18 protein-coding genes are annotated in these 14,399 nt (G+C 44.9%); 16 read left to right on the top strand and 2 right to left on the bottom strand.

The annotated features are described in order from the left end of the window. Window positions 1-80: 80 nt before the first annotated feature. The 12 genes from E5336_RS11550 (at window position 81) to E5336_RS11605 (ending at window position 8,554) form a co-directional block, all read left to right on the top strand. On the top strand, window positions 81-1,034 hold the full coding sequence (locus E5336_RS11550) for a DNA-directed RNA polymerase subunit alpha (RefSeq protein WP_135981255.1): 954 nt from the start codon (window positions 81-83) through the stop codon (window positions 1,032-1,034). 18 nt (window positions 1,035-1,052) lie between these two features. Next, window positions 1,053-1,415 carry a 50S ribosomal protein L17 gene (gene rplQ, locus E5336_RS11555; RefSeq protein WP_135981256.1) on the top strand — a complete coding sequence of 121 codons (363 nt, stop codon included), beginning with the start codon at window positions 1,053-1,055 and terminating at the stop codon, window positions 1,413-1,415. Between the two features lie 33 nt (window positions 1,416-1,448). Beyond that, window positions 1,449-2,039 carry an O-methyltransferase gene (locus E5336_RS11560; protein ID WP_135981257.1) on the top strand — a complete coding sequence of 197 codons (591 nt, stop codon included), beginning with the start codon at window positions 1,449-1,451 and terminating at the stop codon, window positions 2,037-2,039. Continuing rightward, window positions 2,036-2,461, top strand: coding sequence for a hypothetical protein (locus E5336_RS11565; protein WP_135981258.1), 426 nt, complete (start codon window positions 2,036-2,038; stop codon window positions 2,459-2,461). Before E5336_RS11560 ends, E5336_RS11565 begins: the two co-directional genes overlap by 4 nt. A 90-nt stretch (window positions 2,462-2,551) precedes the next feature. Next, complete coding sequence (locus E5336_RS11570) at window positions 2,552-3,379, top strand: energy-coupling factor transporter ATPase (protein ID WP_135981259.1); 828 nt, start codon at window positions 2,552-2,554, stop codon at window positions 3,377-3,379. Beyond that, complete coding sequence (locus tag E5336_RS11575; RefSeq protein WP_135981260.1) at window positions 3,355-4,215, top strand: energy-coupling factor transporter ATPase; 861 nt, start codon at window positions 3,355-3,357, stop codon at window positions 4,213-4,215. The genes E5336_RS11570 and E5336_RS11575 overlap by 25 nt, the downstream gene beginning before the upstream one ends. Continuing rightward, window positions 4,208-5,014, top strand: coding sequence for an energy-coupling factor transporter transmembrane component T family protein (locus E5336_RS11580; protein WP_135981261.1), 807 nt, complete (start codon window positions 4,208-4,210; stop codon window positions 5,012-5,014). Before E5336_RS11575 ends, E5336_RS11580 begins: the two co-directional genes overlap by 8 nt. A gap of 8 nt (window positions 5,015-5,022) precedes the next feature. Further along, window positions 5,023-5,754 (top strand): tRNA pseudouridine(38-40) synthase TruA, encoded by a 732-nt coding sequence (truA, locus tag E5336_RS11585; RefSeq protein ID WP_277820864.1) that lies wholly within the window; start codon window positions 5,023-5,025, stop codon window positions 5,752-5,754. After that, the gene (locus tag E5336_RS11590; RefSeq protein ID WP_277820865.1) at window positions 5,744-6,577 is read left to right on the top strand and encodes a histidinol-phosphatase; all 834 of its coding nucleotides are present in this window, start codon (window positions 5,744-5,746) and stop codon (window positions 6,575-6,577) included. The genes truA and E5336_RS11590 overlap by 11 nt, the downstream gene beginning before the upstream one ends. A gap of 118 nt (window positions 6,578-6,695) precedes the next feature. Then, a complete protein-coding gene (gene rplM, locus E5336_RS11595; RefSeq protein ID WP_135981263.1) occupies window positions 6,696-7,133 on the top strand; it encodes a 50S ribosomal protein L13 in 438 nt (145 codons plus the stop codon). A 12-nt stretch (window positions 7,134-7,145) separates the two neighbouring features. After that, window positions 7,146-7,553, top strand: coding sequence for a 30S ribosomal protein S9 (gene rpsI / locus E5336_RS11600; protein WP_135981264.1), 408 nt, complete (start codon window positions 7,146-7,148; stop codon window positions 7,551-7,553). 170 nt (window positions 7,554-7,723) lie between these two features. Continuing rightward, on the top strand, window positions 7,724-8,554 hold the full coding sequence (locus E5336_RS11605; protein ID WP_168353663.1) for a Cof-type HAD-IIB family hydrolase: 831 nt from the start codon (window positions 7,724-7,726) through the stop codon (window positions 8,552-8,554). A gap of 71 nt (window positions 8,555-8,625) precedes the next feature. On the opposite strand, the gene E5336_RS11610 is transcribed toward E5336_RS11605, so the two are convergent. After that, complete coding sequence (locus E5336_RS11610; RefSeq protein WP_168353664.1) at window positions 8,626-9,432, bottom strand: SDR family oxidoreductase; 807 nt, start codon at window positions 9,430-9,432, stop codon at window positions 8,626-8,628. A 114-nt stretch (window positions 9,433-9,546) separates the two neighbouring features. On the opposite strand from E5336_RS11610, the gene E5336_RS11615 reads away from it, so the two are divergent. The 3 genes from E5336_RS11615 (at window position 9,547) to E5336_RS11625 (ending at window position 12,100) form a co-directional block, all read left to right on the top strand. Further along, a complete protein-coding gene (locus tag E5336_RS11615; protein WP_135981267.1) occupies window positions 9,547-10,374 on the top strand; it encodes a glycerophosphodiester phosphodiesterase in 828 nt (275 codons plus the stop codon). Window positions 10,375-10,634: 260 nt separating this feature from the next. Next, the gene (locus tag E5336_RS11620; protein WP_135981268.1) at window positions 10,635-11,444 is read left to right on the top strand and encodes a Cof-type HAD-IIB family hydrolase; all 810 of its coding nucleotides are present in this window, start codon (window positions 10,635-10,637) and stop codon (window positions 11,442-11,444) included. A 14-nt stretch (window positions 11,445-11,458) separates the two neighbouring features. Then, entirely contained in the window at window positions 11,459-12,100 is a 642-nt protein-coding gene (locus E5336_RS11625; protein ID WP_135981269.1) for an HAD hydrolase-like protein, read from the top strand. A 69-nt stretch (window positions 12,101-12,169) separates the two neighbouring features. Here E5336_RS11625 and gdhA read toward each other — a convergent pair whose 3' ends face one another. Further along, window positions 12,170-13,501: an NADP-specific glutamate dehydrogenase gene (gdhA, locus tag E5336_RS11630; protein ID WP_135981270.1), complete on the bottom strand. Its 1,332-nt coding sequence runs from the start codon at window positions 13,499-13,501 to the stop codon at window positions 12,170-12,172. A gap of 184 nt (window positions 13,502-13,685) precedes the next feature. On the opposite strand from gdhA, the gene rpiB reads away from it, so the two are divergent. After that, a complete protein-coding gene (gene rpiB, locus E5336_RS11635; protein WP_135981271.1) occupies window positions 13,686-14,135 on the top strand; it encodes a ribose 5-phosphate isomerase B in 450 nt (149 codons plus the stop codon). Window positions 14,136-14,399 lie beyond the last annotated feature (264 nt).

Consider the following 14,399-nt stretch of genomic DNA (forward strand, 5'->3'; position numbering starts at 1 on the left):
TGTGACGCCAATCCCTCACAATGGATGCCGTCCACCGAAACGACCTCGTGGATAATAGGACACTATAAGGAGGTGCCTAAATGACAAAGTATGAAATCCAAACAGTAGAAGAAAATCAAACATCAGGTAAATTTATTTTTACTCCTCTCGACAGTCAATTCGGAATCACACTGGGAAACGCATTGCGTCGGGTCATGCTGTCGGCAGTACCTGGAGGCGCGGTGTTCGCCATCCGAATCGACGGAGTATACCATGAGTTTACCGGAATCAAAGGAGTGAGCGAAGACGTTGCTTCCTTGATTCTGCGAATCAAACAGTTGATTTTAAAAATTGATATTCATGATAACGAGATCCATCCTTTACGGATCAATAAAGAAGGACCTTGCGTCGTTTACGCAAAAGACATCGAGTGTCCGGAAGGGGTGGAAGTACTGAATCCAGATTTGGAGATTTGCACTTTGTCACAAGGAGGCGTTCTTAATATGGAATTGTCCGCCCGTTTGGGCAGAGGGTATGTTGGAGCCGAAACCAACAAGCATATGTATCAAAACGACAATCAGCCGCTCGGTACCATTTATACCGACGCGCTGTATTCCCCGGTAAAACGGGTCGCCTATGTGAGCGAACCGCAAGTCAATGAAGAAGGTCAGGAATACGACAAACTGATCATGGAAATTGATACGGATGGAACTTTGAAGCCATCGGAAGCACTTTCTATTTCTTCAAAAATTCTTAGAGATCATCTGGCCATCTTGAAAAACCTGGATGAAGGCTTCATTGATGAAGCGGATGCGCAGGAACAGGAAAGCGATACGACGCCAAGCGCGATCCAGTCCAAGATGATCGAGGATCTGGAATTGTCTGTTCGTTCGTATAACTGCTTGAAAAGAGCGGGAATCACGACGGTTGAAGAGCTGATTCAGAAAACCGAAGATGAGATGATGCATGTGCGTAATCTTGGAAAGAAATCACTGAAGGAAGTCAAAGATAAGATTTATTCACTTGGCTTGTCTTTCAAATCCAGTAATGAATAAATAAGAGGAGGAACGACCATGCGTAATCGCAAATTGGGCCGTAAAGCAGATCACCGGAAAGCGTTGCTTCGCAATATGGCAACGTCGCTGATCCAATATGGTCAAATCGAAACAACAGAAATGAAAGCGAAAGAAGTAAGCTCAGTTGTCGACAGTCTGGTTACTCTTGCGAAAAGAGGAGACCTGCACGCGCGTCGTCAAGCTGCTGCATACGTTCGGAATATCGAAGTGGATGACAACGGAACGACCGCATTGCAGAAATTGTTCAATGAGATCGGGCCTGAATATGCAGACAGAGATGGCGGGTACACACGTGTAGTAAAAACCCGGATCCGTCGCGGGGACGCCGCTCCGATGGCAATCGTCGAATTTGTGAAGTAGTCTTTCTACTTCACTTTTTTTTAGGTTGATTTTATGAAGACACAACAGCAAAAACTATCACAATACGCGAAAGACAATCATGTACCGGTCATGATGGAAGATGGATTGGCCTTTCTTTTAGACCAAGTTCGTCAAGCGAAAGTGAAGAACTTTTTAGAAATAGGAACGGCCATTGGAAAAACGGCGATCGCCGTCGCATCGCTTGATCCCGAAATTCAAGTCGTGACCATCGAGAGAGATCCAAAAATGATTGAAGCGGCCAAAATCAACATCGCGGAAAGCGGACTTGCCTCGCAAATCACACTGATCGAAGGGGACGCGAATGAAGTCGCGCTGCCGGATTTTTTGGCAGATTGTATTTTTATTGATGCCGCAAAAGCTCAATATCAACGATTCTTTGCAAAGTACTCTCCCATTTTATCCCGAAATGGTATAATACTCTCAGATAATATGAATTTTCATGGCATGGTTGACCATCCCGAACGGACGAACAATCGAAACACGAAGCATCTCTTAAAAAAGATCAGGATGTACCGAGAGTTTTTGAAATCCCTCGAGGACTTTGAAACAACGTTCATGGACGTCGGAGACGGAGTTGCCGTGACAAGGAGGAAAAAACGATGAAATGGTTAAAATGGGTAGCCGCCATTGCTGGAATCGCAGCAGGCGCTGCCGGAATTGCGAAAGTGATTACCGACAAAAAAAACAAATCTTTGGACAATTACTTGCTTCCCGCCCCAACGGATGATGAAAGCGAGGAAATTCCCGCGCTAAAAGCGGATATTTTGTCCTGGGTCGGTCAGGATGAGAAAAGCTTTCCCGTCACTTTGACTTTTGCGGTACCGGATGCGAAAGTCGCCGACCGCTTTCAAGAAGAATTGGCACGGGATGGTTTGTCGTCTTCGTTCGATACCAACGCCAATGTTGTGGATGTGCTCTACAACGGGGAATCCACGATCGAAGGACTCACATTCCTGGCATCGGCGGTTATCAACGCGATGAAAACAACCGACGTGCAATATCAAGGATTTCATTTTACAAAATAGAGAATGATCACCGATCATTCTTTTTTTACGATTTCCAAGGATATTTTAAAGTTTTCATGTATAATATACCCGTTTACGAGGAGGTGTTTTATGGACGCGGTAAACGTAAAAGATTTGACATTTTCCTATGATGGAGAAAAAGAAACCATTCAAAATATTTCATTTTCCATTCCCAAAGGAAGTTATACAACCATTATTGGACAAAACGGTTCCGGGAAAAGCACGATCGCGAAACTATTGATTGGGCTTTTAGAAGCGAAATCCGGCACGATTTCTATTTTCGATCAACCTTTAACCGAATCCACCGTATACGATATTCGAAGTCACATTGGCATCGTGTTCCAAAATCCAGACAACCAGTTTATCGGCTCGACCGTCGCCGACGACATTGCGTTCGGACTGGAAAACCATTGCGTTCCCCAGGAGCAAATGCAGGAAATCATTGAAGCATCCGCCGCGAAAGTCGGAATGTCGGACTATTTGGATACGGAACCAACAAAGCTTTCAGGCGGACAAAAACAACGAGTCGCCATCGCGGGAATTTTGGCCATTGAGCCGGAAATCATTATTTTTGACGAATCGACCAGCATGCTCGACCCGCAAGGAAAGAAAAGCATCAACGAGCAAATCAAGCGGCTCCACGAAGAAAAAAACGTGACAATCATTTCGATTACGCACGACATGGAGGAAGTCGCGCAAAGCGAAAACGTGATTGTTCTCAAAGACGGCCACGTCGAAATGACCGGAAAGCCCATGGAAGTCTTTTCGCAAGAGCAGCGCTTAAAAGAAATGAAGCTGGATATTCCATTTGCGCTGAAATTTTCAAATGCCCTAAAACAAGAAGGAATTCTGAAAGAGGGGATTTGCACGCTGGAAGGAGTGGTCGATAAACTATGCCAATTAAAACAAACGAATTGACGCATATCTATAATCCGGGAACCCCTTTTGAGCATTTGGCGCTCAATGGCATCACCGTTGAAATTCCAAAAGGAAAAGTGACAGCCATCATCGGACAGACCGGTTCCGGAAAAAGCACATTCGTCCAGCATTTGAACGCCCTGCTGCTGCCAACGAGCGGCCGCGTCGAAGTGGACGATTATCACATCGAAGCGGGAACGAAGTTGAAAGACGTCAAAAATTTACGAAAAAAAGTCGGGCTCGTATTCCAGTTTCCTGAATATCAGCTTTTTGAGGAAACCATTGGAAAAGACATCGCGTTTGGTCCGAAAAATTTCGGCATCGCGGAAGACAAGGCGCTGGAACTCGCAAAACAAATTTTGCCGGTTGTCGGCCTGGACGCGTCGTATATGGAGCGCTCCCCCTTTGATTTATCGGGCGGACAAAAGCGAAGAGTGGCGATAGGCGGTATTTTAGTGCTGGATCCGGATCTTCTTGTGCTTGACGAGCCAACGGCCGGATTGGATCCGCAAGGTGCCAATGAGATGATGGCTTTGTTTATGAGGCTCAACAAAGAGAAAGGGAAAACGGTTTTGCTGGTTTCCCACGATATGGAGCACGTTAAGAACTATTGCGACCATGTGATCGTGTTTGAGCAAGGAAAAGTAAAAATCGAAAGCGACGTAAAAGAGTTTTTTCAGCACCCCGAATGGATGGAAAACATTGGAATCAATCCACCCGCGCTGATTCGATTGAAAAAGCAGCTCATCGAAAAAGGGTTCACAATCCCGGCGGATGTGCTGGAAATGGAGGACTTGGTTCAATGTGTGAAAGAGCAGGTGAAATCAGATGAATAATATCGCGCTTGGCCGCTATTTGCCTTTGGACTCCATCGTCAATCGAATGGATCCACGCGCCAAAATCATGATCATGCTGTTTTTGATGATTGCGATTTTTATACCCGCCGGAATTTGGGGATATCTTCTCATTGCCGCCTTTATCGCGGTCGCTTTGGTGTTATCCAAGCTGAGTCTGGGCTTTGCGCTGCGCTCCATCAAACCGATGCTGTTTATGATGGTTTTTTTGCTTGTGATCAATGTTTTCGTGATCAAAACCGGAACCGCCTGGATCCAGCTCGGATGGTTTTCCGTTTATTCGGATGCGATTTACCAGACGCTGTACATCGTTGTCCGGCTGATGATGATGATCATTATAACGACGATTTTGACGGCGACGACCAAGCCGCTGGACTTAACGCTTGGAATTGAAAAACTGCTGCATCCTTTTGAAAAGATCGGCTTGCCAGCGCACATCATCGCGATGATGATCAGCATCGCGCTTCGCTTCATTCCGACTTTGATTGAGGAAACGCAGCGGATTATGAACGCACAGGCATCCCGTGGTGTCGACTTGGAAAATGGTACGATGAAAGAAAAAGTGATGGCCGTTCTCGCGCTCATCGTTCCGCTCTTTGTTTCCGCGTTTGACCGCGCCGATCAGCTAGCCAACGCCATGGAAGCGAGAGGCTACGATCCCCAGCGCCAGCGGACGCGGTACAAGCTGTTGAAAATGGGTGGAATTGACTATGCCGGCATGTTGATCTCGGCCTTGATTATGGCTGCCTGCATCGCGATTTCAGTTTCAGGACTTGCATAATGATGTTGATGAAAGCGAAAATCGCCTACGATGGATCCAACTATGCTGGCTGGCAAAAACAAATCAACGCGCTCGGCATTCAAGAAGTATTCGAAAAGGCGCTCGAAAAAATTCACCATCAGCCTACGGAAGTCGTTGCCAGCGGCCGGACGGATGCCAAAGTCCACGCCATGGGACAGGTTGTTCATTTCGAGGCCCGGTCCGGCATAACTTGCCAGCAATACCAAAAAGCGCTGAACGGAATCCTGCCGCGCGATATTCGCGTTTTGGCTTGCGAGGAAGCCAAAGAAGGGTTCCACGCCCGGTTTAGCGCGACCGGAAAACGTTACCGCTACATTTGCACTACGAATCAAAACGATCCCTTTTGCTTTCCCTACAAAAGCATTGTGTATGAGACGCTGGATATCAAACCAATGCGCGAAGCTTCTCAATATTTGATTGGTTCTCATGATTTTACGAGCTTTTCCTCGCACAAAATCGACCCAAGAAAGCCGAGGGTAAAAACGATTGCTTCTATCGAAATCAACGCGCATGGGGACGACATCGAATTTGAGTTTATTGGTTCGGGTTTTTTGCGCTATCAAGTGCGCATGATGGTTGGTGCGCTCATGGCTGTCGGACGTCACAAACAGGAGCCAGAGGCTCTAAAACGAATGCTGGAGGCGAAAGACAAGCATGCGTGTCCTTATAACGCGCCCCCGCAAGGATTGTATTTAATGGAGGTTTATTATGGAAGATGAAAACTTGTTCCGCACCAATTATCACACGCATACGTTTCGCTGCCACCATGCGGTTGGATCGGATGAGGAGTATGTGTTGGAGGCCATCGCGAACGGGTACAAAGTTCTTGGATTTTCCGATCACGCATGCTGGGAGTACAATTCAAATTTTAGGTCCGGGATTCGAATGGATGTGAGCGAGTTTGACGAATACAAAAAGAGCGTCCTTGCCTTGAAGGAGAAATACAAAGACAAAATCACGATTTTGCTTGGAATGGAAGCGGAATATTATCCGATGTATCAAGAGTGGCTGCTGGAGTTTTGCGTGGAGCAGGAAATCGACTATTTGATTTTAGGCAACCATTATTATTTAAGCGACGAGTACGGGATTTATTTCGGGCATATGCCTCCGCGGTATTTGAATGCGTATTTTGATACGTGTATTGAAGGGCTGCGTACGGGAATGTACGCCTATTTAGCCCATCCGGAGCTTATCATGCGCAACGAGTATATGGAATGGTATGACGTGGTCGAGGAAGGATTCCAAAAAATATGTCTGGAATGTGCCCGCCTTCATATTCCGCTTGAATACAATGTGCTCGGGATGCAGGCCAATCGAAAAAGCGGCGTCGAACAATATCCGCATCATAAATTTTGGGAAATGGCGGCTTCGTTTGGCTGTCAGGCCATTGTCGGGATGGACGCCCATGATCCAAAGGATCTCAATGCCTCGCTCTATGAGGAGGCGGTCGCGTACCTGGAGTCGCTAGGAATCGAGATCGTAAAAACGATTGAGCCGGTCAACTATGAGTATTTGCAGGACTTACAGTGGATTGATGAATAAAATTCGCTTGGAATGGGCTTTTTACATTGACAAATAGCCCCGTTTTGGTATTATTTAACTTGGCTACACTCTGGCCGATTGAGCCCCGGTAACGCTCAAATCACAGGAGGAAAACACAATGCGTCAAACAACAATGGCAAAGCCAGCTGAAGTGAAACGTACATGGTATGTTGTTGATGGAGAAGGTCAAACCTTGGGTCGTCTGGCAACAACATGTGCGCATGTATTAAGAGGAAAACACAAACCAACCTATACCCCAAACGTGGATTGTGGAGATTGCGTCATCGTGATCAATGCGGATAAAGTCAATATGACCGGTAACAAATTGGAAACGGAAAAATACTACAATCATTCCGGATATTTTGGAGGACTGCGTACGCGGACCGCGAAAGAAATGAAGCAGAAATATCCAGTGGAATGGGTAGAGCACGCAATTCAAGGGATGTTGCCTCACACGAAGCTTGGCGACAAAATGCGTGGACATTTGTTCGTGTACACAGGAAGCGAACATCCACATGCAGCTCAGCAGCCTGTTGAGCTGAAGGTGAAAGGATAGGAGGAATAGAAAATGGCAGTGAAAAAGTCAAATCTCGTTCAATATCATGGTGTTGGACGTCGTAAACAATCTGTTGCTCGTGTCTTTTTGCGTTCGGGAACGGGAAAAATCGAAGTAAACGGAAAAACATTGGAACAGTATGTACCTTCCGGAATTCTCCAGCAAGTCGTAAAATCCCCATTGGAACTTACGAACACATTGGATCAATTCGATGTATTGATCAATGTAAAAGGCGGCGGATTCACAGGACAGGCCGGCGCAATGCGTCATGGAATTACGCGTGCGCTCATTGAAGCGAGCGAAGATTATCGTCCAGCTTTGAAAGCCGCAGGTTTCGTTACACGTGACCCACGTGCGAAAGAACGTAAAAAATACGGTCTCAAAGCCGCTCGTCGCAGACCTCAATACTCAAAACGTTAATTTCGTTTATCACGCAAGACCACATTTGTGGTCTTTTTTTCGTTGAAAAGAAATCATCATATTTGGTAAAAGAAGCTTGAAAATTTGTTTTCTTTCTTCGGATGGATATTGATTTTGTTAAAAAGAGTTTTTATGATGGTTTTAGTTTGAACAGGAAACGGGGGATAAAAGTGAAAAAAGACTTTAAAGTGTTTGTGGCGGATATTGACGGGACGTTGGCGGCAAAAGGCGAAATGCTGATGCCGCATACGAAAACGGCGCTGGAGAAGCTCCATGAGCAAGGCGTGCTGATTGGCGTGGCGACAGGAAGACCGCTGGATTCAAGGGTTCTTGCCAAACCGGGAGAATGGGAGCTCTCTTTTGATTTTGATTTCGCAATCGGCATGAATGGTGGAGATCTTTGGGAAAAGGGAAGCGACGAGATCGAGCATTTTTACTTGCTGGAGCGGACCGTGGTGAAAGAAATTTTAGAAATGCTCAGCGAGTTTGATATCAATGCCATTGTCTACGAAAAAGGATACGATCAAATCGCCTGCCTGCGGATGGATCCATTTATGGTTGAGTCGCAAGCGCGAAACCGGTCCAACGTAGAAGTTGGCGATATTGAGCGGTTAAGTCGATACGATACCGGAAAAATCGAGGTGCATTGCTCGGGGAAAGAAAAAGAACGAATCCTCGCTAAAATAGCGAAGCATCAATCCGGGAAATGGGCTATCATGCAGACGTTCGCGATCGAGGACGCGTTTACGATTGAATTTTTAGATCCTCGAATCAACAAAGGGATGGGCCTGGAAAAGTTCGCGCAAAGAAACCAAATTCCACTTGAGGAGATCATCGCGTTTGGCGATATGGAAAACGACATTCCGCTGCTGGAAAAAGCGGGCTGGGGTGTTTGTCTGGCCAACGGCTCTTCGCAAACGAAAGAAAAAGCGGACGCGGTCACGGACTATACGGTGGATGAAGATGGCTTAGGGCGATATTTGGAAGCGCATATTTTGTAAAAAGCGTCTTGGAAAGGAAAAAAAAGAAGGCGCTTTATACGCGCCTTCTCAGGGAAATTGAAGAACCGGATTTACTTTTCGTAAACTTCGTTTGCCAGTTCCTTTTTAAACGCTTCAACGCCTTGCGAACGATATTTCGAAATCAAGGTGTTGGCTACGTCGCCAATGATATACTCCAGCTGGTCGCTGTCTGATGTAGCGGCTTCATAAGCCACTTGCGCCACTTCTTTTGCTTCCGGAAGACTGTTGAAGTCAGGGATCAAAATCTTGGAAAGATTTTTGGATGGCTTCAAATTGTGCGCGGAATTAAAAGAACTAATGAAAGTCTGCATTTTAAAATTCGTGTTGATCGGACCTGGAATCAGGATTTTCACGCGGATTCCGTAAGGGAGCAATTCGTAATACAAAGATTCGCAAAGGCCGATCAAAGCGTGTTTCGCAGCGGCGTAAACCGAATCGTAAGGGAAGGAAATCACACCCGACATAGATGCGGTCGTCATCAGGACACCGCTTTTTTTCGTTTTAAAATACGGAATAAACGCTTTCATTATTTCAGCCGGACCCATGAAGTCTGTTTCAAAGACTTGCCGGATGCTTTTTTCCGGGGTCGCATCAAGACATCCTTTTACGCCGATGCCCGCGTTGTTGAACAAAACATCCAACCCGCCTTGAGCAATCACTTCGCTGGCGACGGTTTCAATGTCTTTTTTGTTTGTCACGTCAAGTTTCATAACTGTTACATGATCCATTTCGGCAAAGGTTTTGTCGTTTTTTGGCTCTCGCATCGTCGCGATGACGTTCCAGCCTTTGGCTGCAAACAATTTTGCGGTTTCTTTTCCAATTCCGGAGCCTGCTCCGGTAATCAAGATTGTTTTCATAGTTTTCTGCCTTTCCATGGTAACCACTTTTATTGTTGTTGAACAAGAATTAAATGTCAAATTTCTTAATCACAATCCGTTTTAATATGTAGGAAAACCGTATACAATAAATGCATGATGTATTTTAGAAAATTTTTTGTGCTGATGCTTGCCATCATAAGCGCATGCTTTATTTTTGGTTTTCAGGTTATTTCTGTTGAACAAGCTAAGGATATAAAAGAAAAATCATACGCCCGTCCCGCCATTCGTGTAATTGCGCATCGGGGAGCCTCCGCGGCCATGACAGAGCATACATTTCAATCGTATGAGGAAGCAATTCGTGAAGGCTGCCGGCAAATTGAATTGGATGTCTATCAGTCCAAGGACGGAACGTTGTATGTTTCGCATGATCCTTCCACGTTGAGGTTGACCGGGAAAGATTATATCATTAACGATACAAATGATGAAGTGCTTTCTTCTTTAACCGTGGAAAATGGGGAAACTTTACATACTGTTCAGGAATTTTTCAATCATTTTGGGAACAAAGTGTTATATTTGATTGAATTGAAAGAGGGGACGCCGGCACTTGATAACCTTCAGAAACTCCTGGAAAAAAATCCAAAGCTGCTTTCGAATATTACTGTGCAGACGTGGGATGTACAAAGTCTGATTGCGCTGGAGTCGCGCTACCCGGAAATGTTTAAACAGCTGTTGATGTCGACTGAACAAGATATCGCAAGTTATGTAAAGTGCAGCTGGATCGACTCTTTCGCGGTGGCGTTTCCGCATATTCGAAAAGAAGATGTGGAACTTGCGCACAGCTATGGGAAACAGTACTGGGGATGGACGATCAACGAAGAAGTGGATATGCAAAAATGTGAAGAGCTTGGTGTGGATGGTGTGATTTCCGATAAGCCTGATCTCGCTTTGCAAATTATGGGAATCAATAAACAACCTGGGTAAAAATCGGTTCAACCAATAATTTACCAAAGGAAAATATGGAAAAAAATGTGTTTTTTGACCCGATTTCGTTGACATTGCTACTTTACCTTGGTATATTAAAGGTGGAAATAGAAAACATAACTTTTAGGGAGAGTTAAGGTTGCTGTTTCTTGGGGATTAGTTATTTCAGAGTTAAGTGGCTGAAAGACAGAAAGTTTTGAAAGGAAGTATAGAGGACGGTCCGGGAATACCGTCCTCCCTTTTTTTTAGGAGGAAATCAGATGAAATTGATTGCGAGTGATTTAGATGAAACTTTGTTGAGCACCGATCGGACTGTCAGTGAAAAAAATCGGGAGGCGATTCGCAGAGCGCGCGCCCGGGGAAATAAATTCGTTTGCGCGACAGGGCGGGGGTATGAGAGCATTCAAGGGACACTTGAGGAAATCGGGATGAAAGATGCAGCCAATGAATATACGATTTCATTCAATGGCGGCGCCATTACGGAAAACGCAGGCAACCGCCTGATTCATTTTGAAGGTTTGCCGTTCGAGCAGGCGGAAACGATATTTCAACGGGGTTTGAAATATGATGTGTGCATTCATGTATATACGTTGGACACCGTATGGATTTATCGCATTTTTGATGGAGAACGCCAATATTTGGACGGGCGAATGGCATTTCGTGAATTTGATGCGGAAAATTTAGATTTTTTAAAGGAAGAGCCGCTTGTCAAGGTTCTTTATGTCCATACGAATCGGGACTATTTGAACCGAATCGAAGCAGAGCTTGCTGATATTACCGGCGATTTGGATGTTTCTTATTCGTCGAACCGGTATTTGGAATTCAACAAGAAAGGCGTCAATAAAGGAAACGCTTTGAAGTTCCTGGGGGATTATTTGGGCATTCCGCATGAAAATCAAATTGCGGTTGGCGATAATTTCAATGATTTGTCTATGATCGAGGCAGCCGGACTTGGGATCGGGGTACAAAATACGGTACAATCAATGAAAGGGAAATGCGATGTGATTTTAAAAAGCACGAACGACGAGGACGCAATCGCTGAATTAATCGACCGGTTTGTGCTTTCATAGAATCGAGGAGAAATATGGTATTGATTTTTGATTTGGACGGTACATTGACGGACTCAAAGGAAGGGATTACGAAATGTGTCCAGTATGCTTTGAAACATTTTGGCATCGAAGCCGATTGTGAAGACTTGCTTCCTTTTATCGGTCCTCCGCTGATTGACTCTTTTATGAAGTTTTACGGGATGGATGAGGGGCAGGCGAAAATTGCTGTCCAAAAATATCGCGAGCGGTTTTCAACGGTAGGTAAGTACGAAAATAAAGTATATGACGGGATACCGGAATTGCTGGCTCGGTTAAAGCATGAGGGAATCCAATTAGCGGTAGGCAGTTCCAAGCCGGAAGTGTTTGTCAAAGATATTTTGGATCATTTTGATTTAGCGAAGTACTTCGATGTGATCGTTGGGAGTTGTTTAGATGGCTCAATGGTGGACAAGGAAGACATCATTTGGGAAGTATGGCGCCGTATAGGGGGCAAGGAAGAAACGATTATGATTGGCGATCGAATTTTTGATGTTGAGGGGGCGAAAAAAGCGGGTGTTCCCTGCGTGGCCGTCACATACGGGTTTGGATCGGAAAATGAGCTGGCGTCTGCCGATTTTCAAGCGGATAGTGTAAATTCCTTGGGAGAAGTATTGTTGGAAGCAAGAGAAGTGTTGTAGAGCTTCTCTTTTTTAGTGAGAAAAAGAAAAAAGCTGTGGCTTGATTACCACAGCTTTCAACTGGAAAGATTAAACGCAGCCTTGCGCTTTCATTGCCTCAGCAACTTTTAAGTAGCTTGCGATGTTGGCGCCGACGACATATTGATCAGGGTGACCATATTCCGCCGCTGTATCCCGGCACGTTTCAAAAATATTGACCATAATGTCTTTGAGTTTTCTGTCGACATCCTCAAAAGACCAGGAGAGATGTTCTGCGTTTTGGCTCATCTCTAAACCGGAGCATGCGACGCCGCCCGCGTTGCTTGCTTTTCCAGGCGCGTACAACACGTTATTTTCAAGCAGATAATGGATCGCATCTGGTGTAGTCGGCATGTTGGCGCCTTCACAAACGGCAAACACTCCGTTTTTAACGAGTTCTTTGGCTTCGTCAAGGTTCAATTCATTTTGCGTGGCACATGGCAAAGCGATATCGCAAGGAATCGACCATGGGCGAGCCCCTTCCGTATACGTGGCCTGCGGATGAAGTTCCAGGTATTCTTTGATGCGTCCGCGACGAATTTCTTTAATGTCTTTGACAGTTGAGAGGTCAATGCCGTCTGGGTCATAAATGAATCCGTTGGAATCGGACATTGTAACGACTTTGGCGCCGAGTTCCTGCGCTTTTTGGCAAGCGTAAATCGCTACGTTTCCACTTCCGGAAATCACAACAGTTTTATTTTCGAAATTCATTCCTTTGTCTTTCAACATAGCTTCGGTAAAGTAGCAAAGACCATAGCCCGTTGCCTCTGTGCGGACCAAAGATCCGCCATAGGATAATCCTTTTCCTGTCAGAACGCCGGTGAACTCATCACGGATGCGTTTATACTGACCGAATAAGTAGCCAATCTCGCGGGCACCAACACCGATATCACCGGCTGGGACATCTGTGTTTGCGCCAATATGACGGAATAATTCAGTCATAAAAGACTGGCAGAAGCGCATAACTTCTCCGTCGCTTTTTCCTTTTGGATCAAAGTCGGAGCCGCCCTTTCCACCGCCCATAGGCAAGGTTGTCAAAGCGTTTTTGAAGATTTGTTCAAACCCTAAAAATTTAATGATACTTACATTGACAGATGGATGGAATCGCAAACCACCTTTATAAGGGCCTATAGCGCTGTTGAATTGGATTCGGAAGCCACGGTTCACTTGAGTTTTTCCTTGATCATCAACCCAAGGGACCCGGAAAATAATTTGGCGTTCCGGTTCAACAAGACGAGAAAGGACATCATCGGATAGTTTTTCAGGATGGACTTCCGCGATTACATTTAATGATTCAAAGACTTCTTCAACGGCTTGAAGAAATTCCGCATCATTAGCGTTTCTTTGTTTGACAGTTTGATATAAAACTTTTAAGTCAGTCATATTCTCCTCCTAAAATTTACTTTCCTAGTATAGCACAAAAGAAAAGATTTTCATCAACAAAAGAAAATTGTTTCATTTAGAGCGCGAAGTGAAAACCATTTACATTTGATTATTGGGGAAAAGGCGAGGTGATCATAGAGAATAAGTGATATACTGAATAAGAAATGACGAGGAGGAGTGCAAGATGAAAATAGCAATAGCGTGCGATCATGGAGCTGTTGATTATAAATTGGATTTGATTTCCATGCTGGTTGAGCAAGGTCATGAAGTGATTGACTGTGGCTGTGATGGAGAGGCAAGTGTTGATTATCCGGATTATGCTTATCAATGCGCGAAGCTTGTTCAGCAAGGTGAAGTAGAAAAAGGAATTGTCATGTGCGGAACAGGAATCGGAATGTCGATTTGCGCAAACAAGGTAAAAGGGATTCGCTGTGGATTGTGCTTTGACACGACAATGGCCCGGTTGACCCGGGAGCATAACGATGCCAATATGCTGGCGGTTGGACAGCGCACAACCGGAATCGAAGTCGTGAAGGATATTGTAAACACATTTTTAACGACACCATTTTCCGATGGTGAACGGCATATTAAGCGAATCGAGAAAATTGCGGCGATTGAAGAAATGGAGGAGTAATCCTCCTTTTTCTGTCCTTTAAAAATATTAAAAAATATCTAATATTTTAGTTGACAGATAATAAAAAAAGGAATAGAATAAGAGAGCGTTAAGGAAGAGAAGCCAAGACGAAAAGAAACGAATCATGAAAGTCAAGAAAACAAAAAGAAAAAAGCATTGACAAATAGAACATGAAGAGTTAAGCTAAGGAAGCGTTCGGCAATGCCGAACGGGACGATCTTTGAAAACCTGATAGAAACGAAAGAAACAAAAAATCAATCGTAC

The organism is Dubosiella muris (genome assembly GCF_004793885.1).
In the GTDB taxonomy this organism is placed as follows: domain Bacteria; phylum Bacillota_I; class Bacilli_A; order Erysipelotrichales; family Erysipelotrichaceae; genus Dubosiella; species Dubosiella muris.